Raw genomic sequence first — 21,587 nt, forward strand, 5'->3', positions numbered from 1 at the left:
CGAAGAGAGTGCTTGCCATGGGCCGGGTGTGTTCACTCGGCTAGTTCTTTGACTTGGATATTTTTGAACAGAATCGTGCCCGCATTGCCTTTGTGAACCTGCAGTGCAAAGAATCCGTCGGCGTAGGTGCCGTCACCGACCCAGTGCGCACACGGCACTCCGTTGAGCCACGTTTTGACCACGTCACCTTCGGCGGAAATGGTGACGCGATTCCATCCCGTGGCGTCTTCGGCTGCTCGAGCTTTTTCATGTTCCTTCAACCACAATGGGTAAAAATGTCCGCCGCAGCTTTGTCCATAGATGCCGCCGGACCAGTGGCGGCCCTTCTTGCCCTGTCCTTCGATCTCCACTTGAGGACCGTACACAATCTCGGACGTCGCCGCGTCTGTTTTTCCCGGTTTCGTTTTCGAGCGAAACTGAACGCCCGTGTTGCCATCGACTTCCATCTTCAGGTCGCAGGTAAAGACGAAGTTCTTGTAGTTCGATTTTTCAGTACACAGATACGTACTGTTGGATCCCGGCACGCACGTTCCAATGATCAGCCCATCTTTGACTTCGAATGTGCAGGTTCCGCCTTTGGCAACCCACCCTGTCAAATCGGTGCCGTTAAATAGAGGCTCGAATCCATCGCTCAAATCAGGCTCGTCGTCAGTATTGAGCAACATCTCTTCGGGGTTGGGCGCGTTCGGCTGCTTGGAATACGGTTTCGACCATGCTTGCTGTTGCGGATCTAGCTCCTGAGCGACTGCATCGGAGCACACACAAGTTAAGCAAACCAGTGTTACTGGAATCAATAGTCGGATGCACATCGCGTTTAGTCTCGTTGTCAGGTTCATGTTCGTTCCTTGGTTGTAGAAAACTTGAAAGGCATTGTATGGCCCCTTCTCTCGCCACCTGGTTTGCAACCTATAGATGAGCGTCACGAAAGAATGCCAATACTTTACTTGCCGATGCGTTCGTTCGTCAGTGTATCAACGTCTTTGTTGGCTCGGGAAGTTTCGAGACGTCCGCGTTTTCAGTTAGAAAGAACATGGACGATCGTTTTTGGTTTCGCAAGTTGCACCCGCAATTCGGTTCCATCGGAGGTCAACGTGGTGTCCACTGTCTTGATCATCTCACCGTTCGTGACAGTGATTTGATAGTCGCCCAGGAAACCGCGTAGTTGACTGTTGCCGTTGTTGTCGGTGCGAGTCACTTCGTCGGTCCACCACTGGTTTGCGACGAGGTCGACGAATGCGTCGCCTGCGGGCTTGATGGTCCAATCTTCACGCCACAACGCCGCGGCGGGCTTCCAGTGCATCTTTTCCCAAAACCCCCATTGCACGATCGCGACAAAGTTTGGGTGGCTGAACGAGGCGATCATGACGTCGCGGTAGTAGTCGGCCTGCAACTGTTCGTCATCACCCGTTTCGACATCGAATTCACTGAGTTGCAGACGTGGTGCAATCTCGGCGAACTCGTCATAGACCTGCAACAGTTCTTCGGGCGGCGTGAGAGATGTCAAACCGAAGTGGGCCATGAAACCGACGATATCAGGAGCTTGGCCTTGTTCGTTTAGAAAGCAAATGATCTTTTTGTACGGCTCTCGCTTGTATCCGTCGGGCAGCACTTTCCCTTCGTTGATCGCATGCGTTGCGTGAGGAGCCAGACGTCGAGCTTCAGCCATGATCTCGGCGTAAATCTCGGGGCCGCCGTACTCAATCTCATACGTGTGTTTTCCCCAACCAATGATGTGATTGATCGTATCCCATTCGGTGACATAGCCGGCGGTCGCGGGTAACACGTCATTCATGTGCTCCCACAGCCAAGCCCGGTGTCCCTCGGGATTGCCGACGAATTCTTTTTCGACAGAATTGAAGTCCATCGGCGCCCACGCGACATAATGACCACGGGCAGTAATGTTGTTTTTGATTAGCCATGGAATCGTGTTTTCGGTGAAGATACGGTTCTTACGTTTCCAAGAGCCTTCGTCGGTATTGAGCAGCTTCCAAACATGAGGTCGCAACTCGGCTTCAAAGGTGACTCGGTCAAAATACTTCTTCACGACTTCGCGGTATTTCTGAGCTTCCTCCCAAGTAACGACAATGTTCCTCTTGGGGTTGATCGGAAAATCGATTTCGTCGGCACCGAGCATCTCGGAATTGACCGCGTTGCCGAATCCAAATGCATGCTGCTGCATCGCGACATGAACTTGGGCGTTCGAAACGGGACGATCTTCGGCATCGACTACCGTGATCTTGAGATCCCCCTTGCGCAGTTGCTCAATTCGGGCGAGTGCTTCTTTCCGCCAAGCAGCATCTTCTTCGCGACCTTTGTACATGATCGTTGACCGTGGCAACGTCGTGATATCCCGTTCGTTGCCGTAGTTCACCAGTCGCAAACCCGCGATTTGCACAACGGTTCCGGCTTCGCCGAGTTGCATGCGAAAACAGGACTCCGCCGGATCGAAGTCTTGATTCGCCTCGAACGATCGAACGTGCTGGGTCCATTCGCGATACGCGGATAGGTTGTAACGGTACGATGTTTCGCCGATCGCCGAGTCAACGTAGAGGTAGGCGTTGTTCGGTTGACCACCCGCACCCGGACGACGCATCCAAAACGAGAGCAAGACGACATCGCCTTTGGAAACGGATCCGTTGATCGGAATGTTCACTCCGATGTTTTCAGGATCACTGAACCGAGTGTCCGTTTCGACGCAGTACACGTCGGCGAAAGACGTGTCTTCGGATTTGATCCATTGCGCCTCGCCAGTGACGTTGCGAATTTCAAACTCAACCGAGTGCTCGGGACCAAACGACAGCACGTCGACTCCGCCTTCGGGCGGCACGATGACGGACGATTGCGAGAATGCGTTTTCAGCGGAACTGTGGTAAGTGAAAGTCAGCGAGAAGACGATCGCAAGGATCGCGGAAGCGGAAAGCGTAAACCTATCAACAAGGTTAGCGTCGGTGTTGTGCATTGCTATTGTTCTGAAGAGGTTGCCGGGTTTTGTATTTTTAGATTGCGATAAGAAACCAAGGGCTTCAACGCAGTGTTGCGGTTTGGTTTGGAATGATGATTGGAAGATTCAATGTGTCAGTGGCTTTCGAGATCGATCGCCTCGAGACTACCTGTTCAGCGAGAACTGATGCGTTCCTGCCGCGAGAGTCTGGCTCTCCTTGCCTCCCCGGAAAACGACCGTCGCCGTCGTGTTTGGCGGGACGACGACTTCCATCTCGAGTCTTCCTTTCCGCAGTTGCCAACCACTGACGGCGGTTCCGTAGTTGGTTTCGAGCTCCGCACGTGCTGACGTGAGCGGCCCACCGACAAGTGGACGGACGAAGAAATGCTTGTAGCCGGGATGGTTCGGATCGGGCGTCAAGCCGGCAACGCGTTCGTACATGAATTGACCGATCGCACCGTAGGCATAGTGGTTGTACGAGTTCATGCTCGCGTCCCCGAATCCATCGGCGTGGCTGTAGCTATTCCACCGTTCCCACATCGTGGTCGCGCCCTGGTTGATCGAAAAGAACCACGACGGATAGCTTTCTTTGAAAAGTAATTCATAAGCGATGTCCGAATACCCCAGTTCATCGAAGACCGGAGCGATCAGTGGTGTCCCCAAAAAGCCGGTTCGCAGGTGCCGATCCGCGTCTTCGAACTGTTTCAAAAGGATCGCTTCCACTCTTGGTCGCTGGTCAGGTTCAATCAGGTCGTAGCCGAGTCCCATCAGGCAGGCGGTTTGGGTGTTCGCACCGGGATGAGGTTTCTCACCTGGAAAAAAGCGTTTTGTAAACGCCGTTCGGATGTCGGCGTGTAGTTGGCCGTATCGCTTTGCATCGCCATCGTTGCCCAGTGCGGAGGCGGCTAAGTGAAGAATACGGACGTCGCGTCCAAAGTAGGCGGTGGCGATCAACTCCTGGGCCGTATCACCTTTGCGGTCTGTCTTGGTGTAGGGCTGCAACCAATCGCCCCATCCTTTTAGATCGGGGATCAAATCCTTCGAGCGACGTTCATAAACCGCCACCCATTTCTTCATTGCCTCGTAGTTGTCACGCAGAATGCCCTCATCGCCTGTGCGTACGTAAACCTGCCAAGGTGCCGTCACGATCACGTCGGCCCAACCCGGGCTTGCGTAGCCAAATGGCGTCGAAGGCACCGTATGTGGAATCTCTCCCTCACTGGTTTGCTCATCACGTACGCTTTGCAGCCAACGAGCCCAGAACGAATGAACGTCAAAATTGAAGAACGACGTTGGCAAGAAAACTTGAGCGTCACCCGTCCAACCGAGTCGCTCATCACGCTGCGGACAATCGGTTGGGATGTCAACAAAGTTGCTACGCTGGCCCCAACGAATATTGCTTTGCAATTGGTTCAGCTTGTCGTGCGACGACGTAAAGCTGCCCTTGGATGGAAAGTCGGTATGAATCACGTTGGCAACAACGGATTCGGTGGTTAACTCTTCACCCCTGGCCAGCCCGCTCAGTTCGACGTAGCGATAGCCAAAAAACGACAGCGACGGTTGATAAGTGGCCGTTCCGGTCTCGGCCGCGACGTAGGTGGCTTGCGATCGAGCGGAGCGGTAGTTTGCCGTGTAGAGCGTGCCGTCCTGTTGCAGCATTTCCGCGAAACGGATCAAAACCGTTTCGCCTTTCGTGACGGGGATCGTGACTGCCGGAACGCCGACTTGGTTTTGACCGAAATCGAAAACGTACTTGCCTGGTTCCGGCTGAGTCATCTCGACCGCGTTCAGCGTCTTCATGACTTGAATGGGTGGCAATCGTTTCGGAACGACCGAAGGTTTGTTGCCCAGTTCCGTTGACTTCACCGGCATCCAATCCGCATCGTCGTAACCAGCCTCGGCCCATTTACCGAGTGATTTTGACGCGTCGTAGTCCTCACCGTGATAGAAACCTCCGGCGCGAATCGGTCCCTGGTCAGTCGCCCGCCAACTGTCGTCGGTCACGATCGTTTCGACGCTGCCGTCGGCGTAGGTGAGTTCCAACTGTGCGAGCAGTTTCGGCGTCAGTTTGGCCAAATCGCTACGTTTACGAAGTAACAATTTGCCCGCGTACCAGCCCTCACCGAGCACCGCGCCGATCGCGTTGTTACCATCGTGAACCAAGTCGGTTACGTCGTAAGTCAGCGACTCGACGCGTTTGGAATACATGGTGTATCCCGGCGACAGCATGTCGTTACCAACACGCACACCATTGATTTGGAACTCATAGATCCCCAGAGCCGACGCATAAAGGCGAGCTTGCATAACTTTCTTCGGCGATTCAAATTCTCGCCGCATGTAGTAGGCAGGGTGGGCCGTGGTCTTGGGATACGGATCAAACGCGCCATTCTCAGCCACTTCTTTTTGCTTGCGAACGCCATTGATGTCGTATTCCACCCACAGGGTCTTATCGTCTCCCGGAGCAGGGTCACCGCCGAGTCGAGCGGGAACAACTCGGATCGGCGTCGATCCACGCTGGATCGCTCGTCGAATGTTCTCGGTAACAACGCGAACCTTATCGCCACCCGCGATGCGATTGCCGAATTCCGCCTTCAATATCTTTACTTCGTCGGGCTTGCGACTCCCGCGGTCCAACTCGATCCACTGAGCGTTCCAATCATCCTGACCAAGCAATCCCATTTCGATCGTGGCCTCGTCGCTCCACTCGGACTCGCGATTCTGATCGTCCCAAAACTTGACGCGCCACGTGATTTGTTGTCGTGAATGAAACGAGGGGCCCTCGTAAAGAATCCACACCGATTGATCGGATTCCACTTTGCCGGAGTCCCAGATGGGATCGGTGTTTTCATCGGACACGGATTTTGGCTGAACAATGATTCGGTATGCAGTTTGTGCTTTGACGTCCTCGTCGACGGGCAGCTTCCACGAGAACACCGGCGTCGAATCGTAATAGCCGACCGGGTCAACAAAGTTCTCCCCGACGGTGAGCGAGTGTGGTCGCAATTCGTTCGCGACAGCGCAGGTCGTGCCGAGCCAAAGCAATAGCACGGGGAGCGAAATTCGGTTTAAGTTGAAGTGATGCATGGTGGGGATCTATTTTTTCATGTTGACGTTGGTGTTTTCAATTCGTCGGGCCGCGTCGAGTTGTTGTGAAAGACGGAAGACATGTTCGCGTTGCTCGGGCGAGTCTGCGAGATTCCTGCTAGGCGTGTCAGTGTCCTGGTGATCATAAAGCTCTCTCGCGATCACCCGTTTCGTACCGGCCTGGATCCATTCGGTGTATCGATAGCGATCGTTTCGTAGGCTGTAACCCATCGTCGAACCACGCGGGTATTGCGTAAGTGCGAACGATCGGAACTTCTGGTCAGGGTTTTGCAGCAACGGTTGCAGGCTTTTGCCGTCGCACGACTCAGGGACATCGCCACCGGTCATCGATGCCACCGTGGGGAAAATGTCGACGATTTCCACCAAGGCTTTGGAGCGTTGTTCACGTGAGTGCGTCGGCGCAGAAATGATCAACGGGACATGTGCGTCCAACTCGAAATTGGTGTGCTTGCACCACAACCCGTAGTCACCCAACTTGTACCCGTGATCGCCCCACAGAACGACGATCGTGTCATCACGAAGACCGAGTCGGTCGAGTTCCGCCATTACCTTGCCGACTTGTGCGTCCGCAAAACTGACCGACGCGGCGTATCCGTGCATAAGCTCTCGAGTCATCTCATCAGACAGTTCACCTTCCTGCGGGATTCCGTGATAAGCACGTAGTTCGCCCCAGATCGTGAAAGCAAGCCCCGGCGATCCGTCAGGACGTTCGCGACTTGGCACGGTGAACTGCTCACGCTTGTATAGATCCCAGTAGCGCTTGGGGGCCGCGAACGGCAGGTGCGGTTTAGCGAAACCGACACACATGAAAAACGGTTTGTCTTTGTTCTCTCGCAAGGAAGCGATCGCCTGATTGGCAACGACGCCATCGCGATAACCTTCATCTTCGGTGACAAAGCATTCCGTTGGCGGTCCCTTCTCCGCGAGACGCGTTTTCTCGACTCCAAGGTGTTGCTCCTTGGCCTCTCTAACGCGTTTCGCAATTCCGTTAAGCGTATTGGGATCAGCGTACTTTTTGCTGGGCGGTTCCGGGATCTCCGACCAAGATGTTTTGTCATCGCGTAAGTGGTGGTACACCTTTCCGAACGAGGCGGTCACGTATCCACGCTGTTGAAAATACAGCGGCAACGTCATCGCAGTCTTGTTGACCTTGCGCAGCGGAGTAAACAGATCTACGATCCCAGTGTGATCCGGATACTGCCCCGTCATCATGCTAATGCGAGACGGCGCACAGAGAGCCTGCTGGCAATAGGCGCGTTCAAAAAGCACTCCTTCGGACGCTAACGCATCGATCGAAGGACTGTGAATTGAATCCACGCCATAGCACCCCAGCTCTGGTCGTAGGTCGTCGACGAAAAAGATCAGCACGTTTCGTGGTTGTCCCGCACATGCCAATCCATGCGAGATTCCCAACGCATATACGAACGCCAATAAGGTCGTGATTGCCCTGTTCACTCGGACTCCTGGTGATGCTGTACTCGAAAGCGAAAATTTCCTGAACCTACCTCGCAGTGAATCCATTGCCGCCCGTGTGTCTCTACGTGAACCACGTCTTCGCTGAACGGATGCCCGTTTTCAATGAGCTTCACCCCCTGTGAATATGGAATCCAGATTGTGGCGGTCGTGTTCACAGGGATCTCGATGTCCCAAAGAAAGGCGTCCGCCTCGTTCTTCCACTCACTTCGAACGAGTCCATAAGGCGAATCAACGCTTGCGTTCACCCATTCCAAGTGATTCGTCAGATACGGTTGCAATCGAAAATGCTTATATCCGGGCGCCGAAACTTGGGGACGAATCCCGCCTAGAGATTCGTGCATGAATGCGGCGAACCCTCCGTTCATTGGGTGGTTAAACGAGTTCCGGTAGCGTTCTTTCTTCCATTCGAAACGACGCTCCGGCCAAGTCGACAAACCACAATCGAGGACATATCCCGGACTGGGGAAGGTTGTGTCGGTCAACATCTGAAAGGCCAGTTCGTCCTGACCATGATTGACCAAGACCGTGTAAAGATGTCGCAAACCGTGGATACCACAGGCATGATGGCCGCCGTGCAGCTCCCCAATATCGAAGGTCAAGCCTTTGACGCAGTCATTGATCTGGTTCGGTGAAACCATCCCCAATTTCAACGCCATAACCGTGGCGGTTTGGCTGCCATAGTGTTCTAGCTTGCTGCCTTTAATCGGATTCAAATACACGTTTTCAAATGCCGTTCTCACCTTCTCGGCTTCCACGATACATTGCCGACTGTATTCGGAGTCGCCCAAGATCGATGCCATTTGGCTTGCGATCTGCAACGACTGGTAGAAGAACGCCGTACCAGAAACATGAGGGTGGCACTCCATGTACTCAGGCGCCGCTCTCCGATCCCAACGCGGAGGGCACCAGTCACCCAGACCGTTTTCGATCACCCCTTGCTGGTTTTTGAAAGTCCGGAAATAGGCAATGAAGTCTTGGATGTGACCAAAATGCGTTTTGAATGCTTCGACGTCGCCGGTATGTACATAGAGCCGCCACGGCAGGATCAGGTAGGCAACTCCCCAATCGATGTTGGCGATCCGATTGGCACGTTTGCCGGGAGCGACCATTGTGGGGACGCCCGTGCTGCCGGGCCGTACTCTCTCAAGTCGCGCATCGCTGCGCAGGCTATCCTCGATGTCACGAATGAACTTTTGATAGAACGTCGCGATGTCATAGTTGAACAGGCTGAGGTCTGCCGTTGCGTGTGCATCCCCTAGCCAGCCACACTTTTCACGGTGAGGGCAATCCTCGGGCAGAGAATGCCAATTGCCTTCCAGGCTTAACAGGCTGGCCGCATATTGCTGGTTCAGTATTTCCTCAGAGCATCGAAACGTTCCGGTCTTTTCGATCGCACTTCGAACAAATACCGCCGAGATGTTGTCTTTGTCCGGCGGGCTGTCGAGTCCACTGAGCTCGACATATTGAAAACCCGAATAGGTGAACCGTGGTGACCACTTTTCTTCACCGCGACCGTTGCATACATAGAACAGGCGATACTGATTGCCCGTTGCCCCACCGCCCTGGGTACGTTGGTCGGCTCGGCCCGTGTCCTTGTCCAACACCTCCGCCGGCACAACCTCTATGACGTCGCCTGCCTTCTGGTTCACCGTCAGCTCAACCCAACCAGCGATGTTCATTCCAAAATCAACGAGCCACGTCGTAGGTGCCACCCGTTCCATTTTGACCGGCTTGATTCGCTCGACTTCTTTGATTGGCGGAATCAGTTGCGGTCGAAGTTGATCGTCTCGACAGGGTGATGCAACTTCGATCGCAGTCTGCCAATCCGAATCGTCCAGGCCTGGCTCTGACCAACCCTTGATCTTCCGGCGCGCGTCGTAGCTTTCACCCCAGTAGACATTGTCGAAAACGATGGGACTGACAGTGGCTTTCCAGGATTCGTCGGTGATGACTTCTTGCGTGGTTCCATCGGTGTATTCAATAAACAGTTTCGCTCGGACACTCGGTTCGCCGTAACCGAACTTCTTCCCAAACGCAATGTTTTGGCCGTAAACCCCGTTGCCGAGCCAGAATCCCAATACGTTCGTTCCGGTTTTCAGATCGTCGGTTACGTCATGAACGACGTACAACGTGTGCTGTTCATAGTTGGTCTGGCCAGGATCTAGGACATGATCGCCCACCTTCTTTCCGTTAAGATAGAAGTCGGCGTACCCCACGCCGCTAACATAGGCCATCGCGTTACGAATGTTCTTATTCAGCGTCACCTCCTTGCGAAGCAGCGGTGAAGGATGAGAACGAAGTGATTCGTTCAGGGTGAGGTTCATACGACTCGCCAGATCCGAGTCACGGGTATCGTCTTTGAGACCGATCCACTGAGAGCCCGACCAGTCCGCAGGATGCAGCAGTGCCATTCTCCAGGTCGCGACCTCGGACCATCGGCTCAGCCGGCCGCGATTGTCGGCGACACGGACTTTCCAATAACAAACCTGCCTGCTGCGAAGTACTTCTCCGTCATACGGAACCAGCACCGATTGCGACGACTGCACCATACCGCTATCCCACAAATCACCCTGGTCGCGGGACAGCAACTCGCGCTGACTGGCAACAAGCACTTGATAAGACTGCTGCGTGAGATCTCGCTCGTTCGAGTCTTCAGCAAGTAGCTTCCAACTTAATCGAGGTCGCGGGGTGTCGAGTTGGATGGGATCGTGAAGGTGTTCCACCCTCAAGTCATCAAGAGTGCCCCCGTTGGAGCCATGTGAGTAGGCAACCACCGCGTTCAACAGTAGCAAGAACACAGGAAATATTGGGCGAGTATTCATCGTGCTTCGCGGTTGGATTGAATTTCGATGCAATTGATTGAAAAGGGCGGAAGAACGGCCTGCCTCCCGTCAAGTTCGACGTCGTGCATAACGTCATCACTCAATGCGATGGTTTTCGACTCATCGATTGCGTCGAAATTGAATGCTTGATGTTTCGAGGGTCGAGGTCCGGCGACACCGTCGACGACAAAGTCGAAAGGAACCCGACGGGGTGTCTTATTGATCGCGAACAGGGTTACAGTGCCGTCTTTGACAACCGAGACGGCGCTAACGGCCCCCAATCCTTCGGCCATGGCTGTTGATTCCAGGCTGCTTGCACAAATTTCACTTCCCTCAAACACGCGCCGCACGATCTCGTAGGCTGCTCCATAGCTGGTGCGGGTGTGAACGCCCGTTTTGGGGTCGTAGTCAATCAATTTGTGGCTGGCGTTGATCTGAAAGTAGCTGGCGACGGCAAACAACTCCGGATGCTCGAAGAGTCCTAGGTAAACATCCGCCATCGCCAGCACACTCAACGTGTTGTTGCCACAACTGACCGACCACTCGGTAACCCAAATCGGCACTCCAGGAAAGATTTTGCGTAACGTCTTGCCAGTTTGGACCATGTGCTCGCGAGCACCCAAAGTTTGTGCGGCACCGTCAGGGGCGTTTTCAAAACCCATGTGTTTGTGCAACGTGATCGCGTCATAGTAGTGATGATCTTTTACCGCGATGTTCCAAGGGTTCGTTTCCGCCGTTCGCCAGTGGACCGGAATAGACACCAAAAGATCGGGCGATGCTGCTTTGAGTGCCGCGGAGTGTGCTTTGGAAACTTTGATGTATTTCTCGACGTCCTCGATCGCACGACTACGCTGTGTTTTCCAGAATGGCTCGTTGCCGAGTTCGACCCATCTAACGTCGAAGCCCTTGTTGCGACGATCTTCCAGTCGCCGGACCGCTTTCGTCGGGCTGTCGTAGTTCACGTTGAACGTCAACACGACATCGAATCCCAAACGCTGGTGCAGATTGTGAAAACCCTCGAATCCGTACTTCAACTCGGGATGATTTTTGACCGAGGAGTCATAGGGCGTCACATAGTCATCCGTGATCCTCCGGCCATCGGATTCCCAGTCGTAGAAGTTTGACCATACCCCGTGCGGAAACCGCAGCGACGATGGATTCATCGCGACGATCAACTTCTGAGCGTCGGGGTGATTGTACCCAACCTTTCCATACAGATTCTCAGGCCAATTGCAGTTGAGTCCCAACAACATTTTGTTGACCGGCCTCGATTGCGTCGTATCAACGGTCAATGTGGCATTGATGTCGGACGGCAAATCAAACGGGTAGGTCACCTGAGCCCAGACTTGGTTTGCAGAACAGTTGACGACAGTCAATCCAATACATACTGCGACGCAGGACCGTAGGAGACGCACCGCACTCCAGTTCTGGGGCTTTAAATCTTGAAATCGACAGTACGTTTTCAATAAGATTCTCATCGTTTGGATCGGCTTAGTTCGATTATTCGAGTCAGTTTCGTCACAGTGTCGAGGGATCACGTCTACTCAATCCCGATGTTCTTCGAACAATGAGACGAACTCCTGATGGATCTCCGGATGCTGTTTCGCGAGATCGGTTGTCTCACCAGGATCTGATCGCAGATCGAATATTTGGGTCGGTTGATCCAGCCCGTAGCGAACGGCTTTCCAATTGCCCCGCCGGGCGGCCTGGAAGACTTCGCCGACAACGCCCGAGTTGGGATCGCCGACTTGTTTGCCGAATTCCCAGTACAACGTTCGTTCGGGGATCGGATTTGGGGCGTCACTGAGCAGCGGATAGATCGACGTTCCATTCGTTTTGACACGTGGAACCGAATGCAATGAAACGCCAGCGATGTCGGCGAACGTGGGCAGCACGTCGGCAAAGGCCCACGGCGTATCATCGATTCGGCTTTTTTCGATTCGTGCCGGCCAGTGTGCGATCATCGGTACGTGAATGCCGCCGTCGAACAGGTCCCGTTTCATACCCTTGAACGGTGCTGCGGCATCGAAGAAGTCCGGATCGCCACCGCCTTCATCGTGCGGGCCATTGTCGGACGTGAAAATGATCAGCGTGTTTTCAGCGATGCCTCGCTGTTTCAACGTGTCAACGATCTTGCCCACGTAGGCGTCCAACGCGGTAACCATTCCCGCGAGAGTCGCGCGTGGCCGAGCGACCGGTTCGGGGTAATACCACGCGTACTGGTCCGACGGTTCGCCGGTGGACATTCCGGTGTACGGAGTTTCGTCAAACTGCGATTCGTATGGTTTGACGAATTCTTCCGGTGCGGCAAGCTCTGCATGTGGGGATGAAAACGCGAGCATCACGAAGAACGGATTCTCGTGATCCTGATTGATGTAGTCGATCGCTTCTTGGGCAAACATCTCTTGGGCGTATGCCCCCGTCTTACCACCCTCGTTTTCGGTGATGCGTCGTTTAAGTCCGTCACGCCACAGGATCGTCGGGTACTGCCGGTGACCTTCGAGAATCGAATACATGCCAAACCACGTATCAAATCCCATCGCCAGTGGATCGGTGACGCCCATTTGCGACCCGATGGAGTACTTGCCGAACAAGGCGGTGTCGTACCCGGCATGCTTCAGAACGTGAGCCATCGTGACGTCGATGTCGGCCAATTGGACTTTGTTCGAATTGTTCTGCATGAGACGTCCGTCGCGTCCCGTGAACAGCGAAACACGCGAAGGCGAACAAACGGTGTTGCCCGCGTACGCGTTCGTGAAGCGGATCCCATTGGCCGCAAGACGATCCAAATGAGGCGTCTTGATCGGCGTGTTGCCATACGCACCGATTTGATTGAACCCCATGTCGTCAGCCAGAACGAAGATGATGTTCGGGGCTTCAGGCCGTGTCGGTTCCGCAGCGTTCGAGAACAATATCGCAGTGAGAGCGAGCACGCCGAAGATGACGCCGCGAAACACGTGCAGGGAACGCGGACGATTTCGGGGGAATGTCACAGAGAACTCTCCGGCGTTTTGGTGCGGATGATTGGTTTGAGATGGAAGTCGATGACGTGTAGCGGTGAGGGGACTCCGTCGATAGGACCGGTCTCGGTGGTGCGAATGATTTTGGTGGGAGCGGCTTGCACGTAGACGGACAGAATCCTCTCGCTTTCCCATCGTGCAATGTCCACCAAGGGCTCCCCGAACGTTGTTTGATCGGGAACCGCAAGTCGTTCCCACTGCCACTTGCTGTGTGACGCATTCGGGATTCCGCGAGCAAGGAATAGTTGGTAGCCGTCGTTGACTTCGTCCGTGTACACCAGAACTAACACGCCGCCTTTGTCGCCGACTAGCTTTGGACGCTGTCCCGAAAACGGCAAGACTTCCACGTGCCAATGTCCATTGACGCCACGCCAATAGTGGTGATACCGATGCTCGAACTGGCCCGCTTGTTGTTGCCTCACGACCACATGGACGCTGCCGTCATCGAATGCATAGTGCGTGTTTTGGTTCGCCACACGGCTTTCCGGTGCGATGGGAAAGACGACCAGCCCGGGCGAGTCGAGATGGATGGGGTTCGTGCCCGTCACACCGATGAGTTTTCCATTCGAGTTGTGCCACGTCTTGCCGATATCGTCGCTGTAGGCGTAGCACAGGTCATGTTGGTTTCGCGGATCGGTTCGCTCAAAGCGGTCTCGCCAAACCCAAGTGGCATGAAGTCGTTGGTTTGAAAACGACAATGAGTTCATGTACGGGCACCGATAGAGGCTGGTCTGTCCGTTGCGTTCATAGATGCCGACATCCCGTGCGATGAACTTGCCCATTCCCGGCACCCACTCATGCGCGTCGCCGTCGTAACGCTCGATCATGCCGTCACCGTTGCCGGAGGTCACGGCGCGGTAGTACAGCATCAGGTCACCATCGGGCGATGAGAAAAAGCGTGGGTAGGTGACTTTGTCAGATGCCGCGATCGATTCCAACGCACTTTGAATCGGACCAAACAGATTCGCATCCCACTCAAACGATCCCGGCTGGTTAGCCACAGCCTGTTTGGACACACGGTAATTCAGCGGAGACGCGTGATGATCAAACGCCAAATGAATGGTTCCATCCTTTTCACATATCTCGATAACGGCTGTGTTGTGGGAATCGTTAGACTCGAAACGATGATCCTCAAAACGAATCACGGACCAATCCGAACCAGGCAACTTGCGCCGTGCCAAACACACTTGCCGCTTCGCGTCGATGTAAGCGACGTATTGATAGCCTCGATGAGAGACGATCGGTTGTTGTTGATGGGAGCGACCGTTGACGGTACCGCCAAAACGAGCGGCAGGCCCATCGGCAAACGTCAACGCCTGCGGATCCACTATCGAGTTTTTGATCGATGTGAAGTCGTTGGCCGGCGCGGACGCAAAAAACACGCCCTGCAAGGACAGGAAGACAAACGCGTGAACGAAAATCCGATGGACCATCATCCTATTTTCCTCCTCGCAAAAGCATCGTTTTGATGCCGATTGGCGTCGTGTGTTTCTGGCCACCTCGATCCGCACCTGTGATCCACCAATAGACCATCCCCGCATCAGAGCAATCGAAGTGGTTCGTCTGGAAATGGACGACACCGTCCTGCTCGGCGTAGGCGAGTCGTTGCCAGATCCACTGCAGATTTGCGTTGTCATGCTCATTCACCCAATCCCATTTGTCGATTGCTGTTTTCAAACCGATGTTTTGATCCCCGATTTGATGTTCGGTGACGCCGAAATCGAGGATCTGCTGCCACGAGAAAAAGTCACCCGCGTTATCGTTCGCGGGGTGATGCGAAACGACATGAACGTGTTGACGACGCGCGGGACCCGCTTCCTTAAGCGCGAAACCAATGATGTCCGGCTCTCCAGCTTCGATGATCCACAGCGGGTCGTTCGAAGTGGATTCATTGATCGCGTCTCGCAAGTCATCCACAGCCGCTTGCTGATCAGTCCGGCAATTAAACGTGTCAGTAAGGTTTGGAAACGGACCAAACTGATCTACACCGTCTTTGCAGATCTGATGCAGGACCTTTTGCCGTCGCAGTTCATCTTTCGCGGAGATGCGAGCGGTTGGCTTCAGATCACACGAATGAGAGAAATGTACGAGCCGATCGCTTAGGCCTGACGCGTGAAGCAAACCGAAAATCACAGCGGTGGCCCCGATATCGTCCGGGTCGGGCGAGTTGCCATCGGCAACTATCGCGAGTCGACCGGCGGGAGGACGGATCGAATCCGCAACCGAGTCCGCAGCGAAATTCGTCAAAATTTGCGGAGCTTCCGCTGCCTCCTGTAGAGCGGGCCCGGTTTTTCCGACGCCGCGTTGTGCTGAATCATCCGGCTTTGCATCTCGGATAGCCGGAATCTTGATTCGCTTGCCGACTTTCAAACACACATCGCGGCTAAGTCCAGAAAACTCGATCGGCGAGTCCTTGCTCGGATGACCGATCGTCCAAGTCTTTCGTTGCTGGACCGGTAATAGCGAATCGAAAACCAATCGGTTGTGCCACGTGTTCGTGACCTGGATCGAAAGCAAGTTTTCACCCGTCCGAATTTGATCGGTAATGTCCAGACGATAGGGAGCCGACCAAACCGTACCGGCCTCGACTCCGTTAACCGTTACCACAGCGATGTTGCCGACGCGGCCCAGATCGATTTGGATGTGATCGTTCGGCTGTATTTCGTCGAGTGTAAACGACGTCGTGTAGGTCGCGGTTCCAGAAAAGTGACGGACTGCTCGCTCGTCATTTTCCGACCAAGGCTGGATTCGATCCAGGGGGATCGAATCCGGTGTCTCCCAACCGTCTGGAAAACGGAGACTCCAGCCTTCCTGCAGCGGAATCGAACGTGTGCCACTAACCGTGACCGAACTCGTCTGTCCGTCGGTGTGGGTGAATTTATAGAGGCCGTCGATGTAAGCGATCAGGTTCTCGCCGTTACGATCAGGTTCGACGGTTTGCGGCGAAGGATCAATCCACGGCTGAGTGACCCCATAACGCTCGATCCCAAATGCGGGAAAACCTGCGGCGGTGTCAACGCGATACAAATCAGTCGCATCGAGCAAGTTCGACTCGTCATGAGAGATTTGAGTAAGTGCGGAGATCGACGGCATATCCGCTTTCTGGTCGCGGCGAAAAACGACGAAAGTCGAACCGGCGGCTGGCAAGCGAATGGGTATCGCGACTCCCGCGTCAGTCGAGTCAAACACCATCGCTGGCGTGTGGGATCCATCGATGGGGTTCCAGAGCTCAGGACGCCCCTCCGCTCGAAACAGCAACGTCGCATCGAGAGGTTTCGTTCGGCCGGCCGTTACGAAATAAGTATCGGTGTCGTCGGTTCGACGATGGCACCATCGCTCCGGCAACGTTCCGCTGACGTCCGGCGGGATGCCTAATGCTTCAAGCGTGTCCTGCAGGGAATCGCCCCATAGCAGTCTGCCTTTGCCGATTTTGCGATCACCTCGATCGCCGCGATCTTTGCCCCAGAGCTCGTTAACAAGGTTTTCGAATGCCAAATCGGCGTGAGTGCCGCCACTCAGCGAAGCGTTTATTACGGGCGCCTGCCCAATGACGATGCCGCCGCCCTGTACCAGCGTTTTGATACGCTTTAACGTTGTGGGTGTCAGTCGTCGGCATTGCTCCGGCGCCAACCACAACACCTTCCAACGCGTGCCCTCGGGAATAACAAAGTGATCGTCCTCGAACGTCAGTCGATTCAATAGCACATCGGCGTTCAGATAATCGAAGTGATACCCTGACGGAAACGGTGAATCTTGACGTGGTTTGTGATCGAGGTCATCGCCGAGGTACCACAGCACGTCGGCAACCGGTCGACCCTGTTCGAGTAAGTGACCGCAACGGGCGAGGTAGTCGGAAAAGCATGGCATATGATGCCACCACGTTTGGCCACGCAGAAACGGTGTCCCGATGGTGCTACCGAAAGATGTTCCGGGTTTTCGGTCTAGCGGATTATGCGTGTAGGTGTGGAAAACGATATGTGTGATCCCCAGCGCGAAGCTGCGGTCGGCGAAGTGTTTCAGAGAAAACGGATGCTCTCTCCAATTCATCGGTGCTGAGGTAAATGTCTCTGCCGCGACGCGACGCTTGCCGTAGATGTGTGCGGCCGAGGTGGTCGGTGCGATCGGCTTCGTTTCCAATCCACCCTCATGCGGATCGTTGGGTTTCCAGACCTCACACATCGGGATATCGGCGGACTTGAAATACTGCAGGATGTCACCAGGCGACACGTCGCCAACGGCGGTTTCGAACGACAATTCGAGTCCTCGTTCTTTGCCGAGTTCTGCGAGTCGACCGTAGTAGTTGTCGACAATGAGGTCACTGATCGTTGCCCGCCAATCTCGCAAGAATCGTTCGCTGGTCCGATGATCCTGCACCACCCAACCTGCCAGTGCAGGCAACCACTTTCGCAACGCATAACCACGCCGTCCTTCGAACTCGGATTCCATCGCGGGTGTCCAAGTTTGGGTGTAACACTCCCAACTATCGATCAACATTCCCTGCAACCGGCCGTTGTCGGCCGGGCCGCCCGGCTTGGATACCCGGCCGATATACCCGGCAAAGTGCTGTTCGGCACCGGCTGCCGAGAGCTTGTCACATTCAAACCCGGTCGCTTCCGGCGGCGCCGGCTTGTTCGTTACTCCCGTGTTAACGTGCCCGAATCGAACGACCGTCCAATCTCCGTCGGGAGCGTCCCACGCTAGCTCACCCGTTTGGTCAACTTTCTCGGTGAGATCAATGACATCTTCGAGACGAAGCCAAGCCGACGATGTCTGTTCGGGTGGACGCGTTCGTTCAAGACTTCGCAGGGCGTAGCCAGCCTGTGCTTGCCAGTCATGAAGCTTTGCGGTTGACGAAAGTTTCAAATGGGAAATCTCCATCGGCTGACCATTGTGAAACGTCATGCGATAACGATTCGATTTCGCATCGGGGATCGCCAACACGAAGTGGACCTCCGGTTGTCGATCCTGCCAGTTCCCACGAGGCACAACGTGCGTGACCAAATCATTCCATCGGTCCTCTTCGAACGCCGCGATGTTGATGGAGGAGTCCGGGACGAATGATACCCGCTTCATTAACAGTTCGATCGGTGGCAATTGAATCGACCGCAGGGTGACCGATTGGTCAAACTCGAACTCGACCCATGTGCTCGATGAACCACGTGAAGCACTCGAAACGGCGGGCACTTGGATCTTGACGTCGGTTCCGTCGAAGAGTCCCTTCCAATCGGCATCGGGCAGATTGCTCGTAATTCGATTCGGAACTAATGGCAGTCCTGAGTCATCCGCAACGGTTGGGAAGGCGACTACGGCAATGTCTCGGTAGTCACGCCATTCTTCCCGGCTCGGTTCCGGTCTTGCGAGTTTGATCGTCATCGGTTGGCCACCGGTCACGTTCACACGACTGTAGATCAAATGCCGCATTGCCTTGTCAGGAGAAATCCACGGGCCGCCGGACATCGCCCAACCGGGACAATTCTGCATCGTGAATTTCAATCCCAATCGCTCGGCTTCATCGGCGGCGTGACTGAGCAGCGAATCCCAGGTTTCGCTGAGCGTTTGAACTTGCGGCTGAACGCCCGGCCAAGGACGCCCGCGACCATGAAACAATTGAATCCCGCCGATCCTGGCTGACGCGACGGCTTCCAGGTCTTTCGTTACGGCTTCTCGATCGACGTTACCGCCAATCAAATGAAACCAAGTCTCAGGACGGGAATGCTTTGGTGGCGATTCGAAGCCCTGTTCCAATGTCAATGGAATTTGTGGTTCAGCAGAACCCGATACCGCCAACGCAGAGGCGAGCACCAAAGCGAGAAGCGAGCGAGACACCACGGGTAGGATGTCGCGATCTTGAAAGAACAGCAACGACAGCACGCCTTTTCGAGTGCACCGGAGTAAAACGCATTGAGCGTTCCAACTCACGGTGGATGTCAGATAACGGAAACTTGGCACTGAACGATCGCGTTGGTTGGAGATAATTGAACAACGATCGGAACCGCTTCGGCGCCGGGGACCATGTTGAAAAATCGGCCCTTCTCGGTTGCCTTGATCGTCATCGGAGCATCCGATTCGACGACAACGGTACCTTGCGGCTTGACGATTTCGATTCGTGTCTCGGAGACTTGCCGAACTTCTTCACCCGACGGCGAAATGATCGGAAGCACCAACGCCGCGGTGTACTCCTTTACTGCCAGAGGAGAAACAGAAGCTGAGATCAGTGCGTGCGTGGCGTTGAATTGATATTGAAGTTCGCACGCCGAAGCGTCGCCGGCGAGCTTGTCGCGTGACTCGTTTTGCAGCGACGTCTTGACCTGAATGTCGATTTGCTGCCCGTCGTCGTTGGTGGTTAGATCGGCCGTCAAGTCATACAGATTCGTGTACCAACCGTCGTCCCTGCGACTTTCGAGGCGAGTCGTCAGCGGGAAGTCTTCCCCCGGTTGTGGCTGCATGTTCAACGGCTCGACCATTTCGTAGCGTGCCATGCTTGACGCGAGTAGCAAGCCCACTTTGTCGTGGTAGAGCACCGCGAGCGAACCGCCGGTGGGTTGTTGCAACAGGCCGGATTTCTTTGTCTTGTAAATCGAATCGTATGCCGAAATCGTCGCTCGCCATGGACCGCGAGCCGCCAACCACACGTCCAATTCAGGAAAGTGCTTGACTCCGTCCGCCGTTTGACGCGGTAGAGGCGTCGTGCTGTCGACTTTGGGCATCGCGTGCATTTTGTCTTGCACGAGTGCCATCACTTTCGCGTGAGCGAACGTGTGGTGCATGCAGGGTTTCATGCCGTGGGAAACGTAATGCGGGCCGCCGTGCAAAAGCCCATCGGCGGTGCATCGCTGCAACAACTCCGCGTTCTTGATCGCAGCAGTGCCGAATGCTGGGTTGTAGCCCGCCATCAGGCTGAACGCGGGCTGGCAACCGTCGGACGTGCGGCTGCCCCAGTAGCTCCATTTCTGCGAGCGGGTGCCCCAACTGTTATCCCACGCACCATCGGGCAACATGAATTCCAAGTGACCGTTGAGAGTCTTGACGGCAAGGTCCAGCATCTCTTGGTCGTTGATTGCGAGAGCGTAGAGAACGACACCGTTAAGTGATTCTTCGACGTTGTAACCAAGGTCCACCGGCAGCAGCCCGCGACCGCTGCGGTTGCTATTCGGTTTGCCTTCACCCCACAACAGCGAGTTCGGCCGCGTGAAGAACTCTTTGACTCGTTTCGCGAATTGTTCACTTCGCTGCGTGTACTTCGGATTGTTCAGCAATTCGCCAAACAGGTGAAAACCATAAACGCCGGTCATCCCATAGTTGAGATTGGTGAAATCAATCTTCTTAAAGTCACGAGAGAGATAACCGCCCACGGCTTCGTCCAGACGTTTGGTCCAGGCAGTTCGCCGCTGTTCGTCCAACACTTCCCCGTGGTAGTGCAGTGCTTCGGCGAGTGCGATCGCACCGAAGATGGTCGTGCCCCGCCATGCTTTCGGATTGATGTCGTTGGTCCAACTCCCATCAGGTTGACTAACGTTGTTTTCAGCCCACTCGTAAACGTTGATCGCCGCGTCAAGGTATTTCCGTTGACCGGTCGCGTGCGCCAGGTGCATGAACGGATACAACGCATCGCTACAGCGTCCGTGAATATGGCTGCATGCCGGGCAAAGGAGCGCGCCGTGCAATCCAGGATTCCCCGGCTCGTTAACCTGGTGCCGAATCATGCCGTCACACCAGTCCGTCAGCAGATTCTTGGTAAGCCGATCAAACTCCGTCCCAGCCGTATCGCCCGCAACAAGCTCGGCCCCGAAGGATGGGAGATTGGTAGAAATCGTTGCCCCGATGCCAATACCGGCGACCAGCTTATTGAAGTCTCTACGGTCCATGTTGTGTCTCTCGAAGTAAGCAATCAGTCGGGCCTAACCGTGTTCTAGACCGTTGTCCCAACGCGATCTGAGTGTCCGCTGAGGATGGACCACCCGTCTGTAGAACGAATGCGTCAAGTTGATTGCGCGGGATTGCACTAATAACCCCGTTTGAATGGGGAATAGTTGCGCGCAATCCGGAAAAAGGGGCGGTTTTTACCAGTCGAGCGCGGAATTCAATCAAGCCAGGGCGGATTGGGCAGGTACGAGCGTCTGAGCTAATGAAGAACGCTTTAAAGGGGGCGAGCTGAGGCACTAGAACGGGCCCAGGTTTGCAACTGACGAATTGCCTGCCAGAGGGACAGGCATTCGGTTCCCA

At 54.8% G+C, this 21,587-nt stretch carries 10 protein-coding genes; all 10 read right to left on the reverse strand.

What is annotated here, in order from left to right:
* Positions 1-32: 32 nt before the first annotated feature.
* The 10 genes from FHS27_RS24865 to FHS27_RS24910 all read right to left on the reverse strand — a co-directional run bounded on the left by FHS27_RS24865 (position 33) and on the right by FHS27_RS24910 (position 21,229).
* Positions 33-836, reverse strand: coding sequence for a 3-keto-disaccharide hydrolase (locus FHS27_RS24865; protein WP_246420857.1), 804 nt, complete (start codon positions 834-836; stop codon positions 33-35).
* Between the two features lie 179 nt (positions 837-1,015).
* The gene (locus FHS27_RS24870) at positions 1,016-2,959 is read right to left on the reverse strand and encodes an endo-1,4-beta-xylanase (protein WP_184308141.1); all 1,944 of its coding nucleotides are present in this window, start codon (positions 2,957-2,959) and stop codon (positions 1,016-1,018) included.
* Between the two features lie 147 nt (positions 2,960-3,106).
* Positions 3,107-6,025, reverse strand: coding sequence for an alpha-L-rhamnosidase (locus FHS27_RS24875; protein WP_184308142.1), 2,919 nt, complete (start codon positions 6,023-6,025; stop codon positions 3,107-3,109).
* A gap of 9 nt (positions 6,026-6,034) precedes the next feature.
* A complete protein-coding gene (locus tag FHS27_RS24880) occupies positions 6,035-7,501 on the reverse strand; it encodes a sulfatase (protein WP_315854686.1) in 1,467 nt (488 codons plus the stop codon).
* The gene (locus FHS27_RS24885) at positions 7,498-10,344 is read right to left on the reverse strand and encodes a family 78 glycoside hydrolase catalytic domain (protein WP_246420859.1); all 2,847 of its coding nucleotides are present in this window, start codon (positions 10,342-10,344) and stop codon (positions 7,498-7,500) included. The genes FHS27_RS24880 and FHS27_RS24885 overlap by 4 nt, the downstream gene beginning before the upstream one ends.
* The gene (locus tag FHS27_RS24890) at positions 10,341-11,678 is read right to left on the reverse strand and encodes a hypothetical protein (RefSeq protein ID WP_221225368.1); all 1,338 of its coding nucleotides are present in this window, start codon (positions 11,676-11,678) and stop codon (positions 10,341-10,343) included. Before FHS27_RS24890 ends, FHS27_RS24885 begins: the two co-directional genes overlap by 4 nt.
* 210 nt (positions 11,679-11,888) lie before the next feature.
* Positions 11,889-13,277: a sulfatase-like hydrolase/transferase gene (locus FHS27_RS24895; RefSeq protein WP_184308219.1), complete on the reverse strand. Its 1,389-nt coding sequence runs from the start codon at positions 13,275-13,277 to the stop codon at positions 11,889-11,891.
* 56 nt (positions 13,278-13,333) lie between these two features.
* Positions 13,334-14,800 (reverse strand): BNR repeat-containing protein, encoded by a 1,467-nt coding sequence (locus FHS27_RS24900; RefSeq protein ID WP_184308144.1) that lies wholly within the window; start codon positions 14,798-14,800, stop codon positions 13,334-13,336.
* Position 14,801: 1 nt separating this feature from the next.
* Positions 14,802-19,283, reverse strand: a complete 4,482-nt coding sequence (locus tag FHS27_RS24905) for a glycosyl hydrolase (RefSeq protein ID WP_184308146.1) — start codon at positions 19,281-19,283, stop codon at positions 14,802-14,804.
* 8 nt (positions 19,284-19,291) lie between these two features.
* Positions 19,292-21,229 carry a hypothetical protein gene (locus tag FHS27_RS24910; protein WP_184308148.1) on the reverse strand — a complete coding sequence of 646 codons (1,938 nt, stop codon included), beginning with the start codon at positions 21,227-21,229 and terminating at the stop codon, positions 19,292-19,294.
* Positions 21,230-21,587 lie beyond the last annotated feature (358 nt).

This window comes from Aporhodopirellula rubra, from assembly GCF_014192335.1.
In the GTDB taxonomy this organism is placed as follows: Bacteria; Planctomycetota; Planctomycetia; order Pirellulales; family Pirellulaceae; genus Rhodopirellula; species Rhodopirellula rubra.

Bases quoted from the DNA above. Each gene is read 5' to 3' on its own strand.
- FHS27_RS24865 (WP_246420857.1), bottom strand. From the start codon at position 836: ATGAACCTGACAACGAGACTAAACGCGATGTGCATCCGACTATTGATT.
- FHS27_RS24870 (WP_184308141.1), bottom strand. From the start codon at position 2,959: ATGCACAACACCGACGCTAACCTTGTTGATAGGTTTACGCTTTCCGCT.
- FHS27_RS24875 (WP_184308142.1), bottom strand. From the start codon at position 6,025: ATGCATCACTTCAACTTAAACCGAATTTCGCTCCCCGTGCTATTGCTT.
- FHS27_RS24885 (WP_246420859.1), bottom strand. From the start codon at position 10,344: ATGAATACTCGCCCAATATTTCCTGTGTTCTTGCTACTGTTGAACGCG.
- FHS27_RS24900 (WP_184308144.1), bottom strand. From the start codon at position 14,800: ATGATGGTCCATCGGATTTTCGTTCACGCGTTTGTCTTCCTGTCCTTG.
- FHS27_RS24910 (WP_184308148.1), bottom strand. From the start codon at position 21,229: ATGGACCGTAGAGACTTCAATAAGCTGGTCGCCGGTATTGGCATCGGG.